The sequence below is a fragment of the Saccharomonospora marina XMU15 genome (assembly GCF_000244955.1).
Taxonomy (GTDB): domain Bacteria; phylum Actinomycetota; class Actinomycetes; order Mycobacteriales; family Pseudonocardiaceae; genus Saccharomonospora_A; species Saccharomonospora_A marina.
This window is the reverse complement of record NZ_CM001439.1, coordinates 1,206,842-1,231,517: the sequence shown is the minus strand read 5'-3', so window position 1 is coordinate 1,231,517 and position 24,676 is coordinate 1,206,842. Positions and strand designations below refer to the sequence as shown.

The following is a 24,676-nucleotide window of genomic DNA, read 5'->3' as shown; positions in this document are numbered from 1 at the left end:
AGATGACCCAGCGATACGCCGACGTCGCCTTCGACGACCGGATGGCGCGCGTCGACTTCCGCGTGGCGGCGAACGCGCACATCGTGGTCGACACCGACGTCTGCCGCTCGTGCACCACCAAGGCCTGCGTGCACGCCTGCCCCGCCAACCTGTTCGTGCCCACCGACGACGGTGGGATCCTGTTCAACTACGAGCAGTGCTTCGAGTGCGGCACGTGCTACCTGGTGTGCGACGGCGGCAACGCCATCAGCTGGAGCTATCCCGACGGCGGGCAGGGCGTGGTGTTCCGCCATGGCTGACCACGGTTCGGGGCCGCTCGTCGTGGTGGCCATGCGCTGGGTGGACTCGCACGCCCGCGTCGACGCGCTGACGGGCCGGGTGAGCACCGACGCGCGTGGTGCGGGTCCCGGCGAGGCCGACCGCTGCGCGCTGGAACACGGTCTGCGCATCGCGCGGGCGGTTGCCGGGCGGTGCGTGGCCGTTTCGCTCGCACCCGAACCCGCCACCGAGATGCTGCGTGACGCCCTCGCCTGCGGCGCGCACGCGGTACTGCGGGTGGACCCGGGGCACGCCACCGGCGCCGAGCACACCGGCAACGGGGCCGACTCCGGCGCGACAACGGCGCAAGCGCTTGCGCGGGCGGTGCGTGAGGAGCTGGGGCACCCTGACCTGGTGCTCACCGGTGACCGCTCCGCCGACCGAGGAACCGGGGCCACCCCTGCGTTTCTCGCCGCCGAACTCGGCTGCGCGCAGGCCCTCGGACTCGTCGAGTTGAGCTACACCGGCGGGCGTCTGGTCGGGCTGCGCAGGCTCGACCGGGGCCGCAGGGAACGGCTCGCGATTCCGCTTCCCGCCGTCTGTTCCGTCGAACCGGCTGGAGTCCGGCTGCGCAGGGCGAACCTGCGCGCCACGCTCGCGGCGCGCACGGCCACCATCCCGGTCGTGCCCTCGGACCCCACCGCGCTCGCGGCGCCACCGGTCGCGGTGCGCTCGGTGCGCCCCTACCGTCCGCGTGCCAAGGAACTACCACCACCGCAGGGCGCCGATCCCCGGCAGCGGCTGCTGCGGCTGACCGGGGCACACGAACAGCGCGAGCCACCCAGGGTGGTCGTCACCGACGACGCGGGCCGCGCCGCCGACGAGTTGCTGAACTACCTACGCGGCAAGGGCTATCTGGCATGACGCGGCAGACCACGGACGGCGGACGGGTCGCGCTGGTCACCGGAGCGGGCCGCGGCATCGGCGCGGCGGTGGTGCACCGCATGGCCCGTTCCGGCTGGAACGTCGTGGCCACCGACCGCTGCGCCGACGATCCCCGCGTGCCATACCCGCTCGCAGGCCGCGAGCAGCTGGCCGCCGTCGCCGCGCAACACCCCGACAAGGTCGTCGACGTCGTCGCCGACGTGCAGGATCTTGCCGCGCTGCGGCGCGCGGTCGACATCGCACGGGACCGGTTCGGCGGCCTTGACGCCGCGGTCGCGGGTGCCGGGCTCATCGCGGGAGGAAAACCGCTGTGGGAAACCGGCGAGTCCGAGTGGGAGGCCGAGTGGGAGGCACTGTTCTCCGTCGGGGTCAACGGCGTGGCCAACCTCGCGCGTGCCGCCGTTCCCGCGCTGCTGGAGCGCCCCCGGCCGCGTAACGGGCGGTTCGTCGCGCTGGCCTCGGCGGCCGCGCACCACGGACTGTGGCACCTTGCCGGGTACAACGCCGCGAAACACGCGGTCGTGGGCCTGGTCAAGGGGCTTGCCCACGACCTGCGCGGCACCGGGATCTGCGCCACCGCGGTCTCCCCCGGCTCGACGCGCACCGACATGCTCGAGGCCACGGCCCGGCTGTACGGCCTCGACGACGTCGAGGAGTTCGCCACGCACCAGTTGGTGGACCGGCTGCTCGACCCCGACGAGGTCGCGGCCGCCGTTTGCTTCCTGTGCTCACCGGAATCGAGCGCGGTCACCGGCACCGTTGTGCACGCCGACGGTGGTTTCACATCGTGAAGGCAGGCACCCGGCTCACTCTCGACGCATCGGTGCGGCGCAGGGGCACGCTGCTGATCGGCGGGTCCCCGCTTCGGCTGGTTCGGCTGGGCGGTGCCGGGGCTCGGCTGCTGGAGCGCTGGTCGTCCGGAGAACCGGTGGGCGAGGGCGAGCGAGAGCGGGAACTGGCCCGTCGCCTGGTGCGGGCCGGGTTGCTGCACCCGAGGCCGCCATCGGGACCGGCACCCAGCGACGTGACGCTCGTGGTGCCGGTCAAGGACAACGCGGCGGGCGTACGGCGGCTGCTCGATGCGACCAAAGAGCTGGCCGACCGCGTCGTCGTCGACGACGGCTCGGCCGTCCCGCTGGCAGAGGCCACCGTGCGACACGACCGCGCCATGGGGCCCGCCGCCGCCCGCAACGCGGGTTGGGCGCTGGCCTCGACACCGCTGGTGGCGTTCCTCGACGCCGACACCGTGCCCCAGCCGGGGTGGCTGGAAGCGGTGCTGGCCCAGTTCGGCGACGACGACGTGGTGGCGGTGGCTCCGCGCGTCGTCGGCGCGCCCGGCAGCGGCGTGCTGGCAAGGTACGAGGCGCACCGCTCGAGCCTGGACCTGGGGCCGCACCCGGCCCCGGTACGCCCGATGAGCCGGGTCAGCTACGTTCCCAGCGCGGCGCTCGTCGTGCGCAGGGACGCGCTGGCCGCCGTTGCCGGGTTCGACACCGGGCTTCGATTCGGTGAGGACGTGGACCTCGTGTGGCGGCTGCTGCGGATCGGCTCGGTGCGCTACGAGCCGTCGGCGAGGGTGACCCACGAGCCGCGCCCCGCGCTGTTGCCGTGGTTGCGGCAGCGCTTCGAGTACGGCACGTCGGCCGCCCCACTCTCTCGCAAACACCCGGGGCTGCTCAGTTGCGCGAGGCTTTCGGTATGGAGCGCGGTCTCGTGGGCGCTGCTGGCCGCAGGCAGACCGCTGCCCGCGCTCGGGCTCGCCGCCGCGACGGCGGCGCTGCTGCCGCGCAAACTGCGTGGCCGTGGTGTTCCGGCGAGCGAGTCGCTTCGGCTGGCCGGACTCGGCCATCTCGGCGCGGGACGGCTGCTCGCCGAGGCGACCCGCAGGGCTTGGTGGCCTGCGGCACTGCTCAGCGGGCGTGGCCGCACGGCGTTGCTCGCCTCGCTACTGCCGTGCGTGGTGGATTCGGTGGGCCGTTCCCCGGCGTGGCTGGCGCTGCGGGTGGCCGACGATCTCGCCTACGGCGCCGGAGTGTGGGCCGGTTGCGTGCGCCACCGCACGCCTGCGCCACTGCTGCCGCGGTTCACCGAGGCTGGGTTGCGGTGACCGAACTCGGCGCGCTGCGTTCGCCGGAGGTCCCACGGGCGGTACTCGCCGTTCCGCTCGGCGCGACCGAGCAGCACGGCCCACACCTTCCGTTGCACACCGACACCGCGATCGCGGTGGAGTTGAGCGAGCGCCTGGCCGCGAGGGTCGCCGGAGTCGTCGTCGCCCCACCGCTGCCGTTCGGGTCGAGCGGTGAGCACGCCGGTTTCGCAGGCACCCTGTCCATCGGCGGCCCCGCGCTGGAGCTGGTAGTGCTGGAACTCGTCCGCTCCGCCGACCACTTCGCCGCGGCGGTGCTGGTCAACGGGCACGGAGGCAACGCGGCACCGTTGGCCAGAGCCGTTCGCACGCTGCGGGAGGAGGGCCGCGAGGTGCTGTCGTGGGCACCGAGCGGACGCGCGGACGACTCCCACGCGGGCCGTACCGAGACCTCGGTGATGCTCGCGCTTCGCCCCTCCGAGGTCCGGCTTTCGGCGGCGAGGGCGGGCAATACCGAGCCGCTACCACGGTTGTGGGACCGCTTGCGGCAAGGTGGTGTACGCACCGTGAGCGGCAACGGGGTGCTCGGCGACCCCGAGGGTGCCTCCGCCGTCGAGGGCGAGGAACTGCTGGCGACCTGGTCGGATGCACTGGTCAGCACCGTGCGCGATTGGTTGGGGCAGTAGCGTTACGCTGCTGGGAGCCCGATCAAAGACGAGAGTGGTGACACATGGTGACATCAGCCGGGCAACGACGCGGCAAGCCGGTGGTCAGCAGGCGCCGCGAGGTGAGCCACACCAGCGCGCGCTCGCTGCTGATGACACTGCTCGGCGAGTTCGTACTCCCGCGTGGTCGTCCGGTGTGGACGTCGGTGCTGGTCGACGCGCTCGCGATGTTCGAGGTGGAGGAGAAGTCGGCGAGGCAGGCGCTGGCCCGCACCGCTGCGGAGGGCTGGCTGGAGTCGGAGCGCGTCGGCAGGCGGGTGCGCTGGTCGCTGACATCGCAGGGCCGCAAGCTGCTCACCGAAGGCGCGCAGCGCATCTACGACTTCGGCAGCCGCGAGCGCAGCTGGGACGGGCAGTGGCTGCTGGTACTGGTGTCGGTTCCCGAGCCCAAACGCGACCTGCGCCACCGGTTGCGCACCAAGCTCACTTGGGCGGGCTTCGGCTCGCCCGACCCCGGTGTGTGGATAACGCCGCATGTCGACAGGGAGCCCGAAGCGGTCGGCATCGTGGCCGAGCTCGCGTTGGAGAACGCGATGTCCTTCGTCGGGCCCTACGGTGCGATCGGAGACGAGGCAACGATGGTCGCACGGGCCTGGGACCTGCGGGAACTCGACGCGCGGTACGAGGCGTTCATCGACGAGTTCGCCTCGCTGGACCCGCGAGGCGGCGATGCCGTGCTGCACGCGCAGACCCGGCTGGTGCACGAATGGCGCCGGTTTCCGTTCCTCGACCCGCAGTTGCCGGAGCAGCTGCTGCCCGAGGACTGGAGCGGCAGCCAGGCTGCCGAGATCTTCCACCGCAGGCACGCCGAGTGGCGTCCCGCCGCCCAGCGGCGTTGGGAGGAACGCCTGGCGGGCGAGGAAGCCGCCTAGCCTCACAACCCGCGAGTCCCCCTTCTCGCCCGCGAGTCCCGCGTTCCCACCCGCGAGTTCTGCGTTCCCACCCGCGAGTTCTGCGTTCCTGCCCGCGAGTTCTGCGTTCGGTGAGCCTGGGACCGCCCGCCTCAGCGAGCGGGTTCGGCCAGGCGGGTGCGGGCAAGGCCTGTCAACCGCGACGCGGCGTGCGGCATCCTCGGACCCGAGTGCAGGACTCGCGGGCCCGAGGGCAGAACTCGCCGACCCGAGTGCAGGACTCGCCGACCCGAGTGCAGGACTCGCGGACCCGAGTGCAGGACTCGCGGGCATGGGCGGGGGACTCGCGGTCAGTAGAGCTTGTCGGCGTTTCCCGCCAGCACGTCCGCGAGCACATCGCGCTCCAGACCGAGTTCGACCAGCGCACGCACGTTGCGGGCGGCGCCGGGCACGCCCGGCCAGTCGGTGCCGAACACAAACTTGCGCGCCAGCCGGGAAAGGTCGAAGCGTGCGTAGTACTCCGGCAGCTTCCTCGGCGGCAGCCCCGCGAGGTCGAGCCACACGTTGTCCTTGCTCAGCGCCAGAAACGCCGCCACGTCGTACCACCAGCCGCGCCCGCCGTGCGCGAAGACGAAGGGCAGTTCCGGGAAGTCCTCGACGACGTCGACGAGCAGTTCCGGATTGCCGTACCTGGCACGCGCCCCGGGAAAGCTGCTTGTGCCGGAGTGCAGGATCACCGGCGTCCCACGCTCGGCGCACAACTGGTACGTGGGGTACAACTCCTTGTCGGCCGGGGAGAAACCGGCATGAACCGGGTGCAGCTTCAGCGCGACCGCCCCCAGGCCCAGCTGCCTGCGCACCTCTGCGACCACCGGGTAGTGCAGGTGCGGATTGACGTTGGCGACGAGTCGAAACCGCGCGGGGTTGTACTCGACGAACGGGAGGTTGTCCTCGATCGGCTGGATGCCGGTCGCGCGCGGGCTGTACTCGCAGAACAACAGCGCCCTGTCGACACCCTCCTGCTCGAACAACTCGTCCAACCGCCTCGGCACCGGGTTACCCGCCTCGTCGTACACCGACCGCCACGGATGCGGGCCGCAGAACCGGTCGGCCCACTCCAGCCAGGAGGGTTTCACCGTCGCCAGCGCGGGGACGTGCACGTGCGCGTCGACGACCTCGTATCCGTCGATCACGATGTGACGGCAGCGGGTTCGGTGGGCTCGGCGGACTCGGCGGACTCGGCGGCGTCGCCGGACCGCGCGACCATGGCGCGCAGCACGTTGCGCCGGATCTTGCCGGTCGCCGTCTTGGGCAACTCGGCCAACTCCACCACCGCCCTCGGGCGTTTGAACGCGGCCAGCGTTTCGCGGCACCACTGGATCAACTCGTCACCGTCGATGTGCCTGCCGGGCATCGGCACGACACAGGCGACCGGCCGGTCCAACTCGTCGGAGTCGGGAACGCCGACCACCACCGCCTCGGCGACATCGGGGTGTTCCAGCAGCCTGTCCTCCACCTCGCTCGGCGTCACCCAGATGCCACCCGCCTTGATCATGTCGTTGAACCGCCCGAGGCAGGTGTAGGTGCCGTCGGTGTTGCGCACATAGGTGTCGCCGGTGCGGGTCCATTCGCCGAGGAACACCTGCCGCGACGTCGCCGCACGGCACCAGTAGCCGATGGCGGCGCTGTCGCCGCGCACGTACAACTCCCCCGCCCTGTCCACCTCCTCGATCACACCGCCCTGCTCGTCGCGGAGCTGCACCTCGTAGCCGGGCACGGGTGTCCCCGACGACGACGGCCTTGCGCTACCCGGCCGGTTGGAGATGAAGATGTGCAGCATCTCGGTGGAGCCGATGCCGTCGAGCACCTCGACGCCGAACCGGTCGCGCATCCCGTGCAGCATCCGAGCGGGCAGCGCCTCTCCCGCCGAGATGCCCTGCCGCACCGAGCCGAACGTGTCGTCGGCGATGTCGCTGGCCAGCAGCGGGCCCCAGAAGCTGGGCGTGCCGAACAGCAACGTCGCCCCGTCGGCTTTCGCGCGCTGCGCCACCAGCTGCGGCGTCGGCCTCGCCGGTTCGAGCAATGCCGTGGCACCCACCGAGAGCGGGAAGAACATGGAGTTGCCGATGCCGTAGGCGAAGAACAGCTTGGCGACCGAAAGGCAGCGGTCTTCGGCCGTGATCCCGAGTACCCGCTGCCCGTAGTTCCGCGCGACGAATCGGATGTCGGCGTGCCGGTGCATCGCCGCCTTGGGCATGCCGGTGGTTCCCGAGGTGTACAGCCACAGCGCGGGTGAGTCCTCCCAGGTCGGGTAGGGCCGCTCCAGCTCACCCGCCTCGCGCAACCGCTGCCATTCGTCGGTGAACACGACCGTCTCGACGTCCGGGGCAGCCTCGACGCCGGTGCGGGCGGCGTCGGCGAACTCGGTGGAGCCGAGCACCACCCGGGCGCGGGAGTCGGCGACCAGCTTGCCCAGTTCGCCTCCGGTGAGCATGGTGGAGCACGGCACGGCTACCGCGCCGAGGTACATGGCGCCGAGGATCGCGCTGAACAGCTCCACCTCGTCGGTCATGCACATCAGCACGCGTTCCTCGGGTCGAACCCCCAGCGCGCGCAGCCCCGCCGCCACTCGGCGGACCTCGGCGGCGAGTTCGGTGTAGCTCAACGTGCGGCTCGCCGAAACCACCGCCGTGCGCTCGCCGGCTCCCCGCGCGACGTGCCTTTCGACGAGGTACTCGGCGGCGTTGAACCCGGCCGGGGCCGCGGAGCCCGCCACCGGCGAGGTGGCTCGGGGTGTGCTCGTGGCGGGGCTCGACTCGGTCATGTGCTCATCTCCCGCTGCTCCGCGTCCTGGCCGACCTGGGCGTCGGTCAGGTCAGGTAGACGTAGGTGTAGTCGAACGGTTTGCCGTTGATGCCGTTGCTGGGAGGCGCGACCCAGCTCGCGATCTTGCCGCGTTCGTACACGGGTTTCATCAACGAGCGCACGAAGGTCAGGTCCTCGCTGGTGGGTAGCCAGTTCTTCTTGCCGTGCTGCCAGGTCTGCTCGTCGACAATAGTGCCGTCGGGCGTGATGTGGTAGCCGGAATTGGTGCCGACGGCGCGGTTGAATCCGGGATGGGGCAGCCGGAAGGTGTAGTCGATACCGTTGTCGGCGAGGATCTTGTTCCAGCGTTTGATGCCGGTGTGGCAGTCGGCGATGTACTCGCCGCGCAGATCGAGGTTCAGGGCGAGTATCGCCTGGATCTCCTCGGTCTCCCAGGTGCCGTCCTCACGCGGCTTTTCCAGCGTGATGCTGTCGTCGGTGAGCTGGTGGTCGTCCTTGCGGCGGGTCTCCTGCCAGCGTCCCTTGAGACCGGACGTGTAGTAGTTCGCCGCGTTGGTCGAGGTCTCACTGCCGAAGAGGTCCAGCGAAACGCTGTAGTGGAAGTTGATGTAGCGCTGGATGATGTCGAGCGGGATGCCGCCGTGTGCGGCGATGTCAAGGGTGTCGTGCTCGCGGATCAGTTCCGCCGACCGCTTCACGACACGATCGACCCCGGTCGTGCCCACGAACATGTGGTGGGCCTCTTCCTTCAGCATGAACTCGCAGGTCCGCGAAAGCGGGTCGAAGGCCGACTCCTTGAGCGTGCCGAGTTGGTACTTGCCGTCGCGGTCGGTGAAGTAGGTGAACATGTAGAAGGCCAGCCAGTCGGCCGTCTCCTCGTTGAACGCGCCGAGGATGCGGGGACTGTCCGGGCTGCCGGAGTTGCGGTACAGCAACGCTTCCGCTTCCTCCCTGCCCTCCTTGCCGAAGTAGGCGTGCAGCAGGTACACCATCGCCCACAGGTGCCTGCCTTCCTCGACGTTGACCTGGAACAGGTTGCGCAGGTCGTACAGGCTGGGCGCGGTGAGCCCGAGCAGCCGCTGCTGCTCAACCGAAGCGGGCTCGGTGTCGCCCTGGATGACGATGAGTCGCTGCAGGTCGGCGCGGTACTCACCGGGTACCTGCTGCCACACGGGTTCGCCCTTGTGCTGACCGAACGCGATGCGCCGATCGGGTTCGCGTTCGGCGAGGAAGATGCCCCAACGGTAGTCCTGCGGCACCACGTGGTCGAAGTGCGCCCAACCCTCGCGGCCGACGCTCACCGCCGTGCGCAGGTACACACCGTGGGTTTCCAGCGTGGGCCCCATCTCGGCCCACCAGTTCATGAACTTGGGCTGCCAGCCTTCCAGCGCCCGTTGCAGCCGCCGGTTGGACGACAGGTCCACGTTGTTGGGGATCTTGGCGTCGTAGTCGATCCTGGTCGGCATCGTCCCTACACTCGCTTCCTGTCGAAGACCGCTTGCCGCCCCGTGCCGTAGCGGCGCAGCGCGCCGTCGGGCCCGGACGCGTTGGGGCGGTTGAAGATCCAGTTCTGCCATGCCGAGAGTCGACCGAAGATCTTCGTCTCGATGGTCTCCGGACCGACGAAGCGGTGGTTGGCCTCCATCCCCGTCAGCGCGTCCGGCGAGAGCGAGCGCCTGCCCTCGATCACCAGACGGATCTCGTCCTCCCAGTCGATGTCGTCGGGGGCGTCGGTGACCAGCCCCAACTCAACGGCCGCTGCCGGTGAGAGGTCCCGGCCGGACTCGGGAAGCAACCGGTCGAGGTGGTCGGCCTCGCCGTAGAACCGGGACCGCAGCCGCGACAACTCGTTGCCCATCGGGAAGGTTCCGAAGTTGGCTTCGGTCAACCGGATCGTGGCGCGCTCGTCACTGTCCTCGTCCTCGATGGGTGGACCGTCCAACATGTACTGCCGGTCGCAGGCGAGCGCCAGTTCCAGCAGCATCCCGGCGAAGCAACTGCCCGGCTCGATCAGTGCGAAGAGGCTGCGGCTGGTCACGTCGAGCCGCTTCAGTACCCGCTTGTAGTAGTGGACGATCTCGCGGCAAAGCCAGTCGGTTTCCGCGTGCTCCAGCAGTACCGACTCGTGCGCGACGACGCGGTCGAGGTCGCCCTCCGTGCGCAGCACCCAGGTGCCCAGTTCGGGTTCGTTGGTGCGCAGTCGCAGAATGGCGTCGTCCAGTTCGCGGGCCACCGCCAGCGGCCAGAATGCGGCTCCCCGCCGATGCACTTCCTCGGTGCCCGCAGGAGCGTCGTCCCGCGGGCCGCGCACGGTGATCTCGACGGTGCCCGCGGCGCGGTCGTAGCGCACACCGAGATTCCGGTACTCCAGGCCGGCTGCGGTTTCGACCCTTTCCAGCGGGGTCAACTCGATCCCGCTTGGCTCACCCGGCCGGTCGCCGCGCTCGGCGAGCAGCAGCGCACGCCTGCGCACCGTTTCGGCGAAGTCACGGCGGGAGGCCAGTTCGTCCACCAATCCCCAGCTTGCGGCCACGGCACCTTTGAGCCCGTCGCTGCGGGTGGCGAACACGTCGGCGCGGTCCTTGCGCACCCCGCGCTTGTCGACCACCCTGGTCAACCCGCCGGTGCCGGGCAGCACCCCCAGCAGCGGCACCTCCGGTAGCGCCACGGTCGAGGAGTTGTCGTCGACCAGCACGATGTGCTCGCAGGCGAGCGCGAGTTCGTAGCCGCCGCCCGCGCAGGACCCGTTCACCGCCGCCAGGTAGGTCTGCCCGCAGTGGCGAGAAGCGTCTTCCATCGCGTTACGGGTTTCGTTGGTGAACTTGCAGAAGTTCACCTTCCACTCGTGGGAGGACGCCGCGAGCATGCGGATGTTCGCTCCCGCGCAGAAGACGCCGTCCTTGCCGCTGGTGATCACGACCGTGCGCACCTCAGGGTGCTCGAACCGAAGCCGTTGCGTGGCGTCGTACAGTTCGATGTCCACGCCGAGGTCGTATGAGTTGAGCTTCAGCTCGTACCCGGGTACCAGCCCGCCCTCGGGGTCCACGTCCAGTTCCAGCCACGCCACCGGCTGCTCGACCCGCAGCCGCCAGTGGCGGTAGGAATCAGGGTGCCTGTCGAACGAGACGGCGGGCCGGTCGGTGTCGACGTCGATGGCGGTCACCCGTTGATTTTCTACGCACGACCCAACAAACGTCAAGGTTCTGTAGAACCAGCGCAGCGCGGTGCCCGCCGACCCTCGCACAGTCGGTGCCGAGAGTACCCGCGCCGTCGGCGAGCGGCCGCCGATCAGCCGCCCACTGCGGACCTGCCCGCGGCCTCCTCGAAAGCCCCGCGCGGCTCCTCGCGTGAACCGAAGTCCACGACGTCGTGGCCGAAGGGCATCCCGACCAGCCAGTCGCCGAGCACCCGGATGGTCCGGTTCCAGGTCGGGATCTGGGTCGCGTAGTAGGCGCGCCGCAACGTCCAGGCGAGCGCGCCGTCGAACTCCCGGCCGAACGCCTCCCCCACGGCCTTGTTCTTGCCGAGGGTGACGAACTCGCCCCGGCTGCGGTATTTGAACGGCCGTGGCCACTCGCCTCGCATGGTGGCGACCAGGTTGTCGCCCAGCTGCTCCGCCTGGCGCACCGCGTGTTGCGCGGTCGGCGGCGAAACCCCGCCTGCCTCGCGATCCGGCACGGCCGCGCAGTCGCCAGCGGCCCAGATACCGGGATGCCCCTCCACCCGCATGGCCTGATCGACCACGAGCCTGCCCCTGCCGTCCACCGGCAGGCCCAGTTCGCCGACGATGGACTGCGGGCGGGTGCCCGCGACCCACACCAGCGTGTCGGAGAAGAACTTCGAGCCGTCGGAAAGCCTCAGCTCGCCTTCCTCGACCGACTCGAGCTGGGTGCCGAGCCTGATGTCGATGCCGCGCCCGGTCAGCTCGGTCATCGCACGATCGGCGAGTTCGCGGCTCACCGTCGTGAGGATGCGATCCATCGCCTCGACCAGCACCCAGCGCATCTCACTGGCGTCCAGTTCGGGGTAGCCCTCGAGCACATCGATGGCCATGTCCTGCAACTCCGCGATCGCCTCGACACCGGTGTAGCCACCGCCGACGAACACGAAGGTCAGCGCCCGCTTGCGCAGTTCGGTGTCGGTGGTCGCCGAGGCGATTTCCAGTTGCCGCAGCACGTGGTCGCGCAGGTGGGCCGCCTCGGCCAGGGAGTTGAACCCGATTCCCGCCTCCGCGAGCCCGGGCACCGGCACCAGCTTGGAGGTGGCCCCGAGCCCGATCACGAGTTCGTCGTAGTCCAGGTCCAGCCACGGGCCCGCCGTCGGTGCCACGGAGGCGACCTTGCGTTCGGCGTCGATGCCGGTGAGCCTGCCCGCGATGAACCGGCTGCCGCGCAGCACGGCCCGCAACGGCACGACGGCGTGGCGGGGTTCGAGCGTCCCGGACGCCACCTCCGGCAACAGCGGCCGGTACACCATGTAGTTCTCCGGGTTGACGACCGTGACCTCGGCCTCGCCTCGCCGCAGCCGCCGCTGCAACCGCAGCGCTGTGTACAGGCCGACGTAGCCGCCGCCCGCGATCAGTATCCGTGTTGCCACAAAATGCTCCTGAGACTCCTGCGTTGCCTCGGCTACCCGCCGCTGAGATAGATCACCGCGTAGGCCATGAGGAAACCGGCGACCAGCACGATGGCCACTCCGATCGTCAACGGCCAGGCCACCGGCAACTCCCTGGAGCCGCGCGATCGCGCTGCTGAACTGTTCGCTGGTTCGCGCTCCGGTGGCTGCGCGGTCATGCGCTCTCCCGTGCCGATTGGGATCGGATCACCCGTCGGGTACCCAACCGCGCGATGGCAAACCCGCGTTTCGCGGCCATAACGCCGGGGTAGGTCACCCGAAGCCACCCGAAAGGAGGCTGTCATGCAGCAGCGCGAAAGCGACCGGCACGGGCCCCGCGAGGACGACCAGCTCAAGTCGGAGCTTCAGGGCATGCTGAAGGGCAACCGCCCGAGCCGGGCAGAGGAGTGGCGCGACCCGGAGCCACCGGCCGACGACGATCCTGCCGTGCCGCCGATCGACGAACGCGAGCAGCGCTGACTCGCGAGTCCCCCGCTCTCGCCCGCGAGTCCTGCGTTGCGGCCGGCGAGTTCTGCACTCCGGCCCGCGAATCCTGCACTCCGGCCCGCGAGTTGCGCTTTCCGGCCCGCGAGTCCTGCGTTGCAGCCGGTGAGTGTTGCGTTGACAGGTCAGCCAGCCCGGCGAAACCCGAATCCGGTGGCGCGCTCGGCTTCCGCGATACCGGCCTTCACCTCGGCCTCGTGGTCGCGTGCCCTGTACAGCGGCCCACCGAGGTCGGCGGGAAAGCCGTAACCGTTGACGAGCACGAGATCGATGTCCGAGGCCCGCTCGGCGATGCCTTCGGCAAGGATCAACTCCGCCTCGTTGACGATCGTGCCGAGCGCACGCCGGACGATCTCGTCGTCGGTGAACGGGCGCCTGGTCAGGCCGAGTTCTCGGGACACCTGCCTGATGGTCTCGTGTACCCCGGGGTCGACTTCGCCGTGGCGCTGCCCTTCGGGGTAGCGGTACCAACCCGCGCCGGTCTTGCGGCCGAGCCGCCCCGCGGCGCACAACCGCTGCAGTACCTCGGGCACCCGCTCCCTGGGGTCTCGCGTCGGCGCCAGGCGCTCGCGGTTGGCCAGCGCGATGTCCAGACCGGACATGTCCCACACCGCGAAGGGACCCATAGCGAAGCCGAACCCCTGAAGCGCGGCGTCGACCTGCTCCGGTAGCGCGCCTTCCTCGATCATGAACTCGCACTGCGTGCGGTAGGCGTTGTAGATGCGGTTGCCGATGAACCCGTCGCAGACGCGCGCGATCACCGGCAACTTCCCACACCTGCGCGCCAGCGCGACCGCGGTGGCGAGAGTGTCGGCAGCTGTGGCCTGCCCACGCACCACCTCGAGCAGTCGCATGACGTGCGCCGGGCTGAAGAAGTGCAGGCCGACCACGTCAGCTGCTCGCCCACTGGCCCGTGCCAGCTCGTCGAGGTTCAGGTAGGAGGTGTTGGACGCCAGTACGGCGCCCGGCTTGACGAGTTCCCCCAGCCGCGCGAGGAGTTCCTGCTTGACGGCCATGTCCTCGAACACGGCCTCGAGCACGAGATCGCGATCCCGCAGCACCGACTGCTCGGTGGCGGAGGTGAGCGCCGCGAGCCTGCGGTCGGCCTCGGCGCGATCGATCCTGCCCTTGCCGACGGCTCTGTCCTGGATGTCGCTGATCTTGGCCAGCCCGCGTTCCAGTGCCTCCTGCGACCGCTCGACGAGCGTCACATCGAACCCGGCCGCCAGGAACACCGCGGTGATGCCCGCGCCCATCGTGCCCGCGCCCACCACGCCGATCCGCTCGACGGGACGGGGCGCGACGTCCGGGACCTGCCCCGCCTCCAGCTCGGCCTGCTGAAGATGGCGGCGCGCGGCCGCTGGGTCGGCGTTCATGGACGCTCCTGGATCAGGTGGCACGGTCACCGGCACGGTACCGGGAGCGTCCCGACGTCGACTAGCGGCGATGGCGGCGGCGTGAGGTCACTCGCGTCCCCGCACGATCGTCGGCTCCAACTCGTCGTCGTCGTCGATCGGCGCCGGAAAGCGCGCGGGGGTCCTCGACTCGCCCGCCGCCGCGTGGGTCCGCGCATGCATCAGTTGTCTCGCCGACGACTGCACCGGCTCGGTCTCGGTGTCCAACATCGCTGGCTCCTCTCCACGCTGGATGATCTTGATATACCCCCACAGTAGAGACGAGAAACACAGTCGCGGACCACCCTGAACGGCTGAAAATCGGTCAAGCGATCGGTCAAGTTCCGCGCGATCGCACCGAATCGAAGGCAACGGCGGCCCGCACGGCGGCATCCCGCAAGACGAGTGCTCGTGAGGCCACGCTGACCCTGCCCAACTGCCGTGCGGCGGCCGCGATGCGCTGACTCGGGCGGCGCCTGGCACGGTCGTAGCCACGCAGTCCACTGTGTACATCCGTTGTCGCTGCGAGGGACTCGCCGAGGACCAGCCCGTCGATGAGCGACTGGCAGGCGCCCTGCCCCAGATCAGGTGTCATCGCGTGTGCCGCGTCGCCGAGCAGGACGACGTTGCCCGACACGTAGCTGGGCAGCGGCGGGTGGAGGTAGTGCAGGCCGTGCCGCAGCAGTGTGTCCGGCTCGATCCGGTCCAGTACGCGCGGAATCGGGTTGTGCCAGTGGCCGAACCGGCTTCGCAGGGTGGCGAGTTCCTCCTCCATCGGGCGCGGGCGCGCCGGGGTGGGCAGCACGGCGTAGAAGTTGGTGCGCCCGTCGCCCAGCGGGAGGTAGCCGAACTTCTCGCCGATGCCCCAGGTCTCCGCACCGCGATCGACGTCGAGCGTCACCACTCCCCGCCAGGCGGTGAATCCGGTGTCGCGCAGCCGGTGCTCGGCTCCGAACAGCGACTCCCGGACGCGGCTACCCGCTCCGTCGGCGCCGACGACGAGGTCGAAGCCTTGCCACGAGCCCGCAGTGACCTCGGTGACCTCGGTGCCGAACCGCACGGTGCCGTCGGCGAGCGCCCCGTACAGCAGGTCGAGCAACGCGGCGCGGGCTATGACGTACGGGGGTTCACCCGCACGGCGTTCCAGCCGCTTGGTGTCGACTGTGGCGATCACGCGGCCGTCCGGCCTGCGAAGCGACCCGGGCGGCTGCCGCTGTGCCCGCTTTCGCAGTTCGTCGCCGATGCCGAGCCGGTCGAGCGCGGCCACGGCCTCCGGCCAGATGCCGAGACCGGTGCCGGAGCGTGCGAGGTCGGTACCGCGCTCGTGCACCGTGACCTGCCATCCGGCCCGGGTCAGGCCGATCGCGGCGGCAAGTCCGCCGATTCCCCCGCCAACGATGAGTGCTCGCATGCGAACCACTCTACTACGAATGTAGTGATATTACTACTGATGTAGTGTAACGGCATGACAGCGCGGAGGCAGCAGGTGCTCGACGCCGCCATCCAGGTGCTCGGTACACGGGGGACGCGGCAGCTGACCCATCGTGCGGTCGACGCCGAGGCGGGCCTGGCCGCCGGGTCCACCTCGAACTACTTCCGCACCAGGCAGGCGCTGCTGTCGGGAGTGCTGCGCAGGCTGAGCGAGCTGGACGTCGCGGCATGGGGACAGTTCGCCGCCCGGCTCGGCGACACGGGCGACATCGACCCCGACGTCTTCGCCGAGGCGGTCGCCGGGTTCACGGTCGAGCTCGCGCGCTCCGCTCGGGTGGTGACCATGGCAAGGCAGGCGATCTTCGCGGAGGCCGCCTTCCACGAGGAGCTGAGCCGACAGATCGGCGTGCTTCGCCGCGAGATCGGCGAACAAGGCGCCCTGTGGCTGGCCCGGCTGGGTTCACCGAAGCCGCATGCCGACTTCTGGAGCCTGATGGCGCTGGTGGACGGGCTACTGCTGCACGAGTGCACCAACCCGGGTGCCGCCTTCCACCCCGCACCCGCCGTACACGCGCTGTTGCGGGGCCTGCGAGCCGCTTGGTGACCCACGGCTAGAGTGACCCGAATGGCGCAACCGTTCGAGCTCGCCGAACTCCCTGCCATCGACGGAGAGGTTGCCACCGACGACGCGGGTCTCGCCCGTGCCGCGCAGGACTGGGGACATCTGGTGCAGGCGCGGCCGCGAGCGGTCGTGCGCCCGGCACACGCAGCGGACGTGGCGAGCATCATCGCTTTCGCCTCGCAGAGAACGATCCCCGTCGCGGCGCGCGGAGCGGGCCACTCCCCGTTCGGCCAGGGCCAGGCCGAGGGCGGGATCGTACTGGACATGACCGGCCTGGCAAGGGTGCATCCGGGCAACGGCGACGAGATCACGATGGACGCGGGCGCCCGCTGGCGGCAGGTGCTCGCGGCGACGCTACCGACAGGACTCACCCCCGCGGTACTCACCGACTACCTCGACCTCACCGTCGGCGGCACGCTCGCCGTGGGGGGTATCGGTGGCGCGAGCCACCACCACGGCACGCAGACCGACATTGTCACCGCGCTGGAGGTCGTCACCGGAAACGGGGAACTCCTCCGCTGCTCGCCCGAGGTGGAGAGCGAACTGTTCGACGCCGTCCGCGCCGGACTCGGACAGTGCGGGATCGTCACGCGGGCGACCGTCCGGCTGCGGCCCGCCAAACAGCGGGTGCGGTGCTGGACCTTGTACTACGACGAGCTGGGCGCCTTCCTCGAGGACCAGCGCACGGTGGTGCGCGACGGGCGCTTCGACCACGTGCAGGGGCAACCGGTAGCCGACTCCGACTCCGGCCGGTGGCGCTACCGGTTGGAGGCAGCCACCTACTTCTCGCTGCCGGACCGGCCCGACGAGGAGGAGTTGCTCGGCGAGCTGTGCTTCGATCGCGAAACGGCCGAGTCGCAAGATCTCGCCTATAGCGCGTTCCTCGACCGGATGGCGCAGGGAGAGGAACTGCTACGGGCGGAGGGTGACTGGTTTCGCCCACATCCGTGGCTGAACCTGTTCCTGCCTGACGACGAGGTCGAATCGGTTGTGGCGGACACGCTGGCGCAGACCAAGGGTGCCGATCTCGGCGACAGCGGGTTGACCCTGCTCTACCCGGTTCGCAGGGACCGGCTCGCGACCCCGTTGCTGCGGGTGCCCGCCACGGACCTGGTGTGGTTGTTCGCGATCCTGCGTACCGGCTCCACCTACGACCCATGCGCGAACCTGCGAATGGTCGAGCTCAACACCGCCCTCTACGAGCGCGTGAAGGAGCTCGGCGGCACCCTCTACCCGGCGAGCGCGCTGCCGATGACCGCCAAGGACTGGCGGGATCACTTCGGCGACGACTGGCAGACCCTGGAGGTCGCCAAGCACGTCTACGACCCCGCGGGCGTGCTGACACCAGGTCAGTGCGTGTTCACCGCTCGCTAGTCGCCCCCGACACGGCCGCCCACTCCTGCCAACACGCCGCGAACTCCTTGTCCACGTCGAAGGAATCGGTCCAGTCGCGCAGGTCGTCCAGCGTTGGTTCGACCAGGGCGGCACCGGTGGCCAGACAGTTGCGCAGTGCCTTGAGGTCGGCAATTAGATCGTCGGCGACCCGTGAGTCGTCGACGGTCGTGGCCGCGCGCTCGGCGAGGCGGTCGGTGATGGTGGCGAGCAGCCGGATGAGCCGAGCCGTGCCGTCGGCCGCCGCGCGAACGGCACGCATGTCCGCCCCGTCGGACTCCAGCGCGAGACGGACGCGCTCCACGCTGCGTTCGGCGTCCGCGACCGCGCTCACCACGGGAGCGGTCTTCGCGGGGCGATCGGACGTGCACTGTCCCTTCAGATTCGCGACAACCACGGCTACAGTCACCCACCTCTATCGATCACTACGACTAAACTCGTGAACGAGCCAATGATTCTTATATCGGTCACTGCATATTGGGTCAACCGGCCACACTAGCTAAACTGTCATTGATGGTGTCGACCTCTTCTGGTGGGAGTGTGCCGCGATGAACCTGCGGAAGCTCGACGACGAGCATTACCCCGCCTTCAGTACGGGGCAGGCCGCCGAGTTGCTCGGCGTGGAACAACCGTTCCTACGCAGTCTCGACAACGCGGGAGTCGTGTCACCGCAGCGCTCCAGCGGTGGTCACCGCCGCTACTCGCGACACCAGCTCGGCCTCGCGGGCAGACTGCGCGAGTTGTTCGACGAGGGCCACACGCTCGCCTCCGCGCAGCGCATCCTGCACCTGGAGACGGAGCTGGACCAGGCAAGACAGGAGATCGCCAAGCTCAAGCAGGACCTCGCCCAGTGGCAAGAGGCGAACGGCTCTGGGTGAAAGGAACCGAAAGTGCCTGGCAGTAGCCGCCACCTGGAGCGATCATGGGTGGTATGGCGCTGCACCAACCCGGCGTCGGCGACGCGACGCCAACGGCTACCGGACACCAGGCACGCGTGGCGGCCTTACGCGACCAGCTCGCCGCCCGACCGCCGGGCGCACCGGTACGCCTGGCCAAGCCGACGTCGAACCTGTTCCGCCCTCGGGGCGCGGCCACCGACGGGCTCGACGTCTCCGGCTTCCGGCACGTGCTCGAGGTCGACCCGCACACCCGCACCGCGGACGTGGAGGGCATGGTCACCTACGAGCAGTTGGTGGACGCCACGCTGCCGCATGGGTTGATGCCACTGGTGGTGCCGCAGCTGAAGACCATCACGCTCGGCGGGGCCGTCACCGGGCTCGGCATCGAGTCGTCGTCGTTTCGCAACGGCATGCCGCACGAGTCGGTACTGGAGCTGGAAATCCTCACCGGCGCGGGCGAGATCGTGGTCGCAAGGCCCGACAACGAGCACGGTGACCTGTTCTTCGGCTTCCCCAACTCCTACGGCACGCTCGGCTACGCGCTGCGGCTCCGGATCGAGCTGGAACCGGTGCGGCCCTACGTGCGGCTTCGCCACGTCCGACACACCGACCCGGGCGAGTACTTCGCCGAGTTGGAACGCGCCTGCTCCGGCGGCGACGTCGACTTCGTCGACGGCACGGTGTTCGGCCCTCGTGAGCTGTACCTCACGCTGGGCACCTTCACCGACGAGGCACCCCGCCCGAGCGACTACACCTGGCTGGACATCTACTACAAGTCGATCAGGCAGCGCACCACCGACCACCTGTACACGCGCGACTACCTGTGGCGCTGGGACACCGACTGGTTCTGGTGCTCCCGCGCGCTGGGCGTGCAGAACCGGCTCGTGCGACTGCTCGTGGGCCCGAAACTGCTGCGCTCGGACACCTACTGGAAGATCATCGCCTTCGAACGTCGGCATCGGTTGACCGCCAGGCTGAACCGGGCGCTCGGCAAACCCCCGCCCGAGGCGGTGGTGCAGGACATCGAGGTGCCCGTCGACCGGGCTGCCGAGTTCCTCGACTTCTTCCGGCGCGAGATCCCCATCAGTCCGGTGTGGATCTGCCCGGTCAAGCAGCGTGACCGGCGCCGCTGGCCACTGTACGAGCTCGATCCCGACACGCTCTACGTCAATTTCGGCTTCTGGGCCACCGTGCCCGCCAAGCCGGGCCAGGACGTGGCGGCGCACAACCGGCTGATCGAGCGCACCGTCACCGAACTGGGCGGCCGCAAGTCGTTGTACTCGGAGAGCTTCTACGAGCCGGAGGAGTTCTGGCGCCTCTACAACGGGCCTGCCTACCGAGCGCTGAAGCAGCGCTACGACCCACAGCGGAAGTTGCTGGACCTCTACGACAAATGTGTCAGAGCGAGATGACCGCAATGAGCACCGTGGCCATGGGGAAACCAGGTGAGCAGGCAGCACGACTGACGCCTCGGTAGCACGGCAGGCCACGAAGGCCCGTTGCGCGGGCAGGAGCGGAAGGTGATGCACATGGGCAAGGCAAGCCTCGGCGCGAGCAGTTTCTCGGCGCGGAGCAGCACGGATCTGGGCACGCTCTTCGGTAGGTTCCTCGGTACCGACGCGCCCGTGGCCATCGTCGGATACGACGGCAGTGTCGCGGGTGCCGACGACGCACCCGTACGGATGGAGGTGCGCACCCCCACCGCGCTGAGCTACATCCTGTCCGCACCAGGCGAACTCGGCCTCGCTCGCGCGTACGTGACCGGCCATCTCGACGTCACCGGCGACCTGTACCAGCTACTGCGCACGATGACTTCGGTGGTGGACGGGCTGAGCGTGGCCGACCGGCTGTGGTTGCTGCGGCAGGTCGGTCTCGGGCACCTCCGGCGGGTTCCGGCCCCTCCGGAGGAGGCGCCCGCCCGGTTACTGCGCGGCATCCGAGGTCTGCGCCACTCCAAGAACCGCGACAGTGCCGCGATCTCGCAGCACTACGACGTCTCCAACCGGTTCTACGAGATGGTCCTCGGACCGTCGATGGCGTACACGTGCGCGTGCTACCCCGATGAGGACTCCTCGCTGGAACAGGCCCAGTTTCACAAGTTCGACCTGGTGTGCCGCAAGCTGGGGCTGAAACCGGGGATGCGGCTGCTGGACGTGGGATGCGGCTGGGGCGGCATGGTGGCGCACGCCGCCGAGCACTACGGCGTGCGCGCGCTCGGCGTGACCCTGTCGCGGGAGCAGGCCCAGTGGGGGCAGAAGGAGATCGTCGCGAGGGGACTCGCCGACCGGGCCGAGGTTCGGCACCTGGACTACCGGGACGTGCCGGAGACCGGGTTCGACGCGGTGTCCTCGATCGGGCTCACCGAGCACATCGGCGCCCGCAACCTGCCCGCGTACTTCCGCTTCCTCGCCTCCAAGCTCAACGAGCAGGGCAGGTTGCTGAACCACTGCATCACCCGGCCGACCAACAGCGATCCCAACCACACGGGCCCGTTCATCGACCGCTACGTCTTTCCCGACGGTGAGCTCGAGGGCGTTGGCACGATCATCTGCGCCATGCAGGACAACGGCTTCGAGGTTCGCCACAGCGAGAACCTGCGCGAGCACTACGCGAGGACGCTGGCAGCCTGGTGTGCCAATCTCGACCGCAACTGGCCCGAGGCGGCACAGGAGGCCGGTGTCCGCAGGGCGAGGGTGTGGGCGCTCTACATGGCGGCGTCCCGGCTGGCGTTCGAGCGGCACAAGCTGGAACTGCAGCAGGTGCTCGGTGTGAAGGTAGCCGACGAAGGTCAGGCAGGCATGCCGTTGCGCCCGGACTGGGGCGTTTAGCGCAACACCGTTACCAAATAGAACCTACTTTCCGGTAGGTTTATTGCCCATGTGGAAACGGTTGGGCTCCCTCGCCGCGGCGATCCTGCTGACGGTCACCCTCGCACCTTCGGCAGCGGCCGCGCCGAACCGGGACGTGATGTTCGTCGGCAACAACTGGGACGGCACCGTCGACCTCGTGGATGCCCGCACGTTCACGAAGTACCAGCGCATCGACGTCGTCGGCGACCTGGAGGAGCGCAAGGCGTCGATGACGCCGGACCAGCTCGTCGCCATGCTGGTCATCAGGCAGACCGCTGGCGAGGGGCACGACCAACTCGTCGACGACATCATGGTCTCGCCCGACGGCAGGACCATGTACGTGTCGCGCCCGAGCCTGGGCGACGTCTCGGCGTTCGACGTGGCCACCGGCGAGCAGCTGTGGGTGCGTCGCGTCGACGGTTACCGATCCGACCACATGGCGCTGTCCCCTGACGGACGCACCCTGCTGGTCTCGGCGACCACCGCGAACGTGGTCGATGCCGTCGACACCGCGACAGGTTCCATCACCGGCCGGTTCGAAAGCGGCGATTTCCCGCACGAGAACCAGTACTCCCCCGACGGGAAGACGATCTACAACGCCACGATCGGCAACGTCGTCGCGCCCGACGACCCGCTGCTGGACGCTGCCAAGGGCAGGCGCTGGCTCACCATCGCCGACGCCGAGACGTTGCGAGTGCGCGAGGTGATCGACTTCGGTGTCGGCATCCGGCCGTTCGTCGTCATGCCCGACCAGCGGACCATGTACGCCCAGCTCTCCTTCCACAACGGTTTCATCGAGTACGACCTCCACGAGCGGCGCCGCACCCGCACGGTGCACCTGCCGCTTTCGGAGGAGGCCAAGCAGCTTCGCCGCGACGAGTACCCGCTCGACTCGGCACATCACGGGCTCACGATGAACGGCGACCACAGCAAGATCTGCGACGCGGGCACGATCTCCGACTACGCCGCCATCCTGTCGGTCCCCGCGCTCACCGTGGACCGGATCGTCCCCACCGGAAAGAAGCCCTACTGGGCGGCGACCTCACCCGACGGCAAGCACTGCTTCCTGTCCAACAGCGACAGTGACGACATCTCGGTCGTCTCCTTCGACAACCCGAGGGAGATCGCGCGTATCCCGGTGGGCGACCACCCGCAGCGGGTACGCGGCTACTCGGTGCCCGCCGACGTGCTCACCTCGTGAGGGCCAGGGCGCTTCTCGCGGCCGTGCTGGTGGCGCTCGCCACGGCACAGCCACCGGCGCAGGCGAGGCAGGCGCCACCGCCCGACAGCGGTTACCTCCTAGGCAGGGGGATCGCCGACGCCACCGGTGAGGTCGCCGACGTCGGCATGATGGGCTACGGCCGCCTCGACCAGCAGGCCGAGGGCCTGCACAACCGGCTGCGTGCCCGTTCCTTCGTCATCGCCGAGCCGCACGGCGGCGAGCGGGTGTTGCTGGTCGTCGTGGACTCACCGATGATCTTTTCGAGCGTGCACCAGGCGGTGTTGCGCAGGCTGGCCGAGGACTACGGCGACCTCTACACCGAACGGAACGTGTTACTCACGGGCACGCACACGCACGCCGGGCCGGGCGGCTACTCCCATCATCTCCTCTACAACCTCACCACGCTCGGATTCCACCGCAAGACCTTCGACGCCATCGTCGACGGCATCGTGGAATCGGTAAGGCGGGCGCACCAGGACCTGGCGCCCGGTTCGCTCACACTCAGCCACGCGGAACTGGCCACCGCGAGCGTGAACCGGTCCCGGCAGGCGTTCGACCGCAACCCCGCCGCCGACCGCGCGTTCTTCCCCGACGCCATCGACCCGCAGACCTCGCTGCTGCGCGTGGAGCGCGGGGGCAGGTCGGTGGGCGCGATCAACTGGTTCGCCACCCACAACACCAGCATGTCCGGCGACAACCGGCTGATCAGTGCCGACAACAAGGGCTACGCGGCCTACCACTGGGAACGCGAGGTGGCCGGGGTCGACTACCGCGAAGGTGAGCCCGGATTCGTCTCCGCGTTCGCCCAGACCAACGCGGGCGACATGTCCCCGAATCTGGACCTGCGCCCGCCCACCACACCGGAGGACTTCGCCGCCACGCGCGAGATCGGGCTGCGGCAGTACCAGGCAGCCGCGAGTCAGCTCAACGCGCGGGGCAGGCGGATGTCCGGCGGCGTCGATTCCCGGCTTGTCTACATCGATATGTCCGATGTGGAGGTACGGCCGGAGTTCACCGGGGACGGCAGGCCACACCACACCTGCGAGCCCGCCGTCGGAGCGGCGATGGCGGCAGGCAGCACCGAGGACGGCCCCGCGTTTCCCACCTTCGCCGAAGGCAGCAACCCGCTGTGGGACACGGTGTCGGACTCGGTGCTCTACACCGCGTCGCCGCGACTGCGTGACTGCCAGGCACCCAAGGGTGTCGTCGTGCCGATCGGTGCGATGAACGCGGCCTACCCGTGGGTGGCGCAGCGGGTACCGGTACAGCTGGTCCGGATCGGCGGACTCTACCTCATCGGGATACCGGGCGAGGTGACGATCGCGGCGGGGCTGCGGCTGCGCCGCACAGTGGCGCGGATCGTGGGTGCGGACGTGCGCGACGTGCTGGTGGCCGGCTACAGCAACGGCTACTTCCACTACGTCACCACGCCGCAGGAGTACGACGCCCAGCACTACGAGGGCGGCAGCACGCTGTTCGGGCGCTGGCAACTCCCCGCGTTGCGGCAGACCGCGGCCGAACTGGCCACGGCACTTCGCGACGGCCGCGAACTGCAACCGGGGCAGCCTCCCGCCGACCTCTCACGAAGCCAGCTGTCACTGCAACCACCCGTGCTGCTCGACACCCCCGTGCCCGGCACGGCCTTCGGCGACGTGCTCACCCAGCCTGCTCCGAGCTACCCGCCGGGCTCGCGGGTGAGCGTCACCTTCAGCGGAGCGCACCCTGGCAACGACCCGCACCGCGGCGAGACCTTCGTCGAGGTGCAACGCCGCGACGCGCAGGGTTGGCACACCGTGGCCGATGACGGTGACTGGTCCACGACACTCCGCGTCGCGCGCAAGGGCCCGACCGCCTCCGAAGTAGTCGTCACTTGGGAGGTGCCGCGGGCAGCCGAGGGCACGCACCGGATTCGCTACCACGGGGACGCGCGCGACGCGCTTGGCCGCGTTCGCTCCTTCACCGGCACGTCCAGCGAGTTCGAGGTCACCGGCTGACGGCAGTGGACTGCTCCAATCGGTGCACAGGTCGTGTGACAGCCAGGGCAAGGGTGCTACTTTC

The 24,676-nt window shown here is 69.5% G+C and carries 24 protein-coding genes; 14 read left to right on the top strand and 10 right to left on the bottom strand.

Annotation, left to right across the window (positions count from 1 at the left end; all coding sequences use genetic code 11):
* Positions 1-2 precede the first annotated feature (2 nt).
* Genes SACMADRAFT_RS05850 through SACMADRAFT_RS05825 form a run of 6 tightly spaced genes read left to right on the top strand, consistent with a single transcriptional unit; the run spans position 3 to position 4,886 of the window.
* Positions 3-299, top strand: a complete 297-nt coding sequence (locus SACMADRAFT_RS05850) for a ferredoxin family protein (RefSeq protein WP_009152866.1) — start codon at positions 3-5, stop codon at positions 297-299.
* Positions 292-1,182 (top strand): mycofactocin-associated electron transfer flavoprotein beta subunit, encoded by an 891-nt coding sequence (locus SACMADRAFT_RS28435; protein ID WP_009152865.1) that lies wholly within the window; start codon positions 292-294, stop codon positions 1,180-1,182. The genes SACMADRAFT_RS05850 and SACMADRAFT_RS28435 overlap by 8 nt, the downstream gene beginning before the upstream one ends.
* Entirely contained in the window at positions 1,179-1,994 is an 816-nt protein-coding gene (locus tag SACMADRAFT_RS05840; RefSeq protein WP_009152864.1) for a mycofactocin-coupled SDR family oxidoreductase, read from the top strand. Before SACMADRAFT_RS28435 ends, SACMADRAFT_RS05840 begins: the two co-directional genes overlap by 4 nt.
* Complete coding sequence (mftF, locus tag SACMADRAFT_RS05835) at positions 1,991-3,310, top strand: mycofactocin biosynthesis glycosyltransferase MftF (protein WP_009152863.1); 1,320 nt, start codon at positions 1,991-1,993, stop codon at positions 3,308-3,310. The genes SACMADRAFT_RS05840 and mftF overlap by 4 nt, the downstream gene beginning before the upstream one ends.
* Complete coding sequence (gene mftE / locus SACMADRAFT_RS05830) at positions 3,307-3,975, top strand: mycofactocin biosynthesis peptidyl-dipeptidase MftE (RefSeq protein WP_009152862.1); 669 nt, start codon at positions 3,307-3,309, stop codon at positions 3,973-3,975. The genes mftF and mftE overlap by 4 nt, the downstream gene beginning before the upstream one ends.
* Positions 3,976-4,019: 44 nt before the next feature.
* Positions 4,020-4,886 carry a PaaX family transcriptional regulator gene (locus SACMADRAFT_RS05825; RefSeq protein ID WP_009152861.1) on the top strand — a complete coding sequence of 289 codons (867 nt, stop codon included), beginning with the start codon at positions 4,020-4,022 and terminating at the stop codon, positions 4,884-4,886.
* Positions 4,887-5,215: 329 nt separating this feature from the next.
* On the opposite strand, the gene SACMADRAFT_RS05820 is transcribed toward SACMADRAFT_RS05825, so the two are convergent.
* The 6 genes from SACMADRAFT_RS05820 to SACMADRAFT_RS30275 form a co-directional block, all read right to left on the bottom strand.
* Complete coding sequence (locus SACMADRAFT_RS05820; protein WP_009152860.1) at positions 5,216-6,058, bottom strand: amidohydrolase family protein; 843 nt, start codon at positions 6,056-6,058, stop codon at positions 5,216-5,218.
* Positions 6,055-7,689, bottom strand: a complete 1,635-nt coding sequence (locus SACMADRAFT_RS05815; RefSeq protein ID WP_009152859.1) for a benzoate-CoA ligase family protein — start codon at positions 7,687-7,689, stop codon at positions 6,055-6,057. The genes SACMADRAFT_RS05820 and SACMADRAFT_RS05815 overlap by 4 nt, the downstream gene beginning before the upstream one ends.
* Before the next feature lie 46 nt (positions 7,690-7,735).
* Positions 7,736-9,157, bottom strand: a complete 1,422-nt coding sequence (boxB, locus tag SACMADRAFT_RS05810) for a benzoyl-CoA 2,3-epoxidase subunit BoxB (protein ID WP_009152858.1) — start codon at positions 9,155-9,157, stop codon at positions 7,736-7,738.
* Between the two features lie 5 nt (positions 9,158-9,162).
* The gene (gene boxC, locus SACMADRAFT_RS05805) at positions 9,163-10,854 is read right to left on the bottom strand and encodes a 2,3-epoxybenzoyl-CoA dihydrolase (protein ID WP_009152857.1); all 1,692 of its coding nucleotides are present in this window, start codon (positions 10,852-10,854) and stop codon (positions 9,163-9,165) included.
* 125 nt (positions 10,855-10,979) lie between these two features.
* On the bottom strand, positions 10,980-12,287 hold the full coding sequence (locus SACMADRAFT_RS05800) for an NAD(P)/FAD-dependent oxidoreductase (protein ID WP_009152856.1): 1,308 nt from the start codon (positions 12,285-12,287) through the stop codon (positions 10,980-10,982).
* 32 nt (positions 12,288-12,319) lie between these two features.
* Complete coding sequence (locus SACMADRAFT_RS30275) at positions 12,320-12,484, bottom strand: hypothetical protein (protein ID WP_009152855.1); 165 nt, start codon at positions 12,482-12,484, stop codon at positions 12,320-12,322.
* A gap of 124 nt (positions 12,485-12,608) precedes the next feature.
* On the opposite strand from SACMADRAFT_RS30275, the gene SACMADRAFT_RS30270 reads away from it, so the two are divergent.
* On the top strand, positions 12,609-12,785 hold the full coding sequence (locus SACMADRAFT_RS30270; RefSeq protein ID WP_009152854.1) for a hypothetical protein: 177 nt from the start codon (positions 12,609-12,611) through the stop codon (positions 12,783-12,785).
* 149 nt (positions 12,786-12,934) lie between these two features.
* Here SACMADRAFT_RS30270 and SACMADRAFT_RS05795 read toward each other — a convergent pair whose 3' ends face one another.
* The 3 genes from SACMADRAFT_RS05795 to SACMADRAFT_RS05790 form a co-directional block, all read right to left on the bottom strand.
* A complete protein-coding gene (locus SACMADRAFT_RS05795; RefSeq protein ID WP_009152853.1) occupies positions 12,935-14,185 on the bottom strand; it encodes a 3-hydroxyacyl-CoA dehydrogenase in 1,251 nt (416 codons plus the stop codon).
* Between the two features lie 87 nt (positions 14,186-14,272).
* On the bottom strand, positions 14,273-14,434 hold the full coding sequence (locus tag SACMADRAFT_RS29840) for a hypothetical protein (RefSeq protein ID WP_009152852.1): 162 nt from the start codon (positions 14,432-14,434) through the stop codon (positions 14,273-14,275).
* 106 nt (positions 14,435-14,540) lie between these two features.
* Positions 14,541-15,614 carry an FAD-dependent monooxygenase gene (locus SACMADRAFT_RS05790; protein ID WP_009152851.1) on the bottom strand — a complete coding sequence of 358 codons (1,074 nt, stop codon included), beginning with the start codon at positions 15,612-15,614 and terminating at the stop codon, positions 14,541-14,543.
* A 54-nt stretch (positions 15,615-15,668) separates the two neighbouring features.
* On the opposite strand from SACMADRAFT_RS05790, the gene SACMADRAFT_RS05785 reads away from it, so the two are divergent.
* On the top strand, positions 15,669-16,238 hold the full coding sequence (locus tag SACMADRAFT_RS05785) for a TetR/AcrR family transcriptional regulator (protein WP_009152850.1): 570 nt from the start codon (positions 15,669-15,671) through the stop codon (positions 16,236-16,238).
* A gap of 21 nt (positions 16,239-16,259) precedes the next feature.
* Positions 16,260-17,630: an FAD-binding protein gene (locus SACMADRAFT_RS05780; RefSeq protein WP_009152849.1), complete on the top strand. Its 1,371-nt coding sequence runs from the start codon at positions 16,260-16,262 to the stop codon at positions 17,628-17,630.
* Here SACMADRAFT_RS05780 and SACMADRAFT_RS05775 read toward each other — a convergent pair.
* Complete coding sequence (locus SACMADRAFT_RS05775; protein WP_157617200.1) at positions 17,617-17,982, bottom strand: hypothetical protein; 366 nt, start codon at positions 17,980-17,982, stop codon at positions 17,617-17,619. The genes SACMADRAFT_RS05780 and SACMADRAFT_RS05775 overlap by 14 nt on opposite strands.
* A 214-nt stretch (positions 17,983-18,196) precedes the next feature.
* On the opposite strand from SACMADRAFT_RS05775, the gene SACMADRAFT_RS05770 reads away from it, so the two are divergent.
* The 5 genes from SACMADRAFT_RS05770 to SACMADRAFT_RS05750 all read left to right on the top strand — a co-directional run bounded on the left by SACMADRAFT_RS05770 (position 18,197) and on the right by SACMADRAFT_RS05750 (position 24,612).
* Entirely contained in the window at positions 18,197-18,526 is a 330-nt protein-coding gene (locus SACMADRAFT_RS05770) for a MerR family transcriptional regulator (RefSeq protein WP_009152847.1), read from the top strand.
* Positions 18,527-18,570: 44 nt separating this feature from the next.
* Complete coding sequence (locus tag SACMADRAFT_RS05765; protein ID WP_009152846.1) at positions 18,571-19,959, top strand: FAD-binding protein; 1,389 nt, start codon at positions 18,571-18,573, stop codon at positions 19,957-19,959.
* A gap of 111 nt (positions 19,960-20,070) precedes the next feature.
* Entirely contained in the window at positions 20,071-21,375 is a 1,305-nt protein-coding gene (locus tag SACMADRAFT_RS05760) for an SAM-dependent methyltransferase (protein WP_009152845.1), read from the top strand.
* 49 nt (positions 21,376-21,424) lie between these two features.
* The gene (locus tag SACMADRAFT_RS05755) at positions 21,425-22,597 is read left to right on the top strand and encodes a YncE family protein (RefSeq protein WP_009152844.1); all 1,173 of its coding nucleotides are present in this window, start codon (positions 21,425-21,427) and stop codon (positions 22,595-22,597) included.
* Complete coding sequence (locus SACMADRAFT_RS05750) at positions 22,594-24,612, top strand: neutral/alkaline ceramidase (RefSeq protein ID WP_009152843.1); 2,019 nt, start codon at positions 22,594-22,596, stop codon at positions 24,610-24,612. Before SACMADRAFT_RS05755 ends, SACMADRAFT_RS05750 begins: the two co-directional genes overlap by 4 nt.
* Positions 24,613-24,676: the final 64 nt, after the last annotated feature.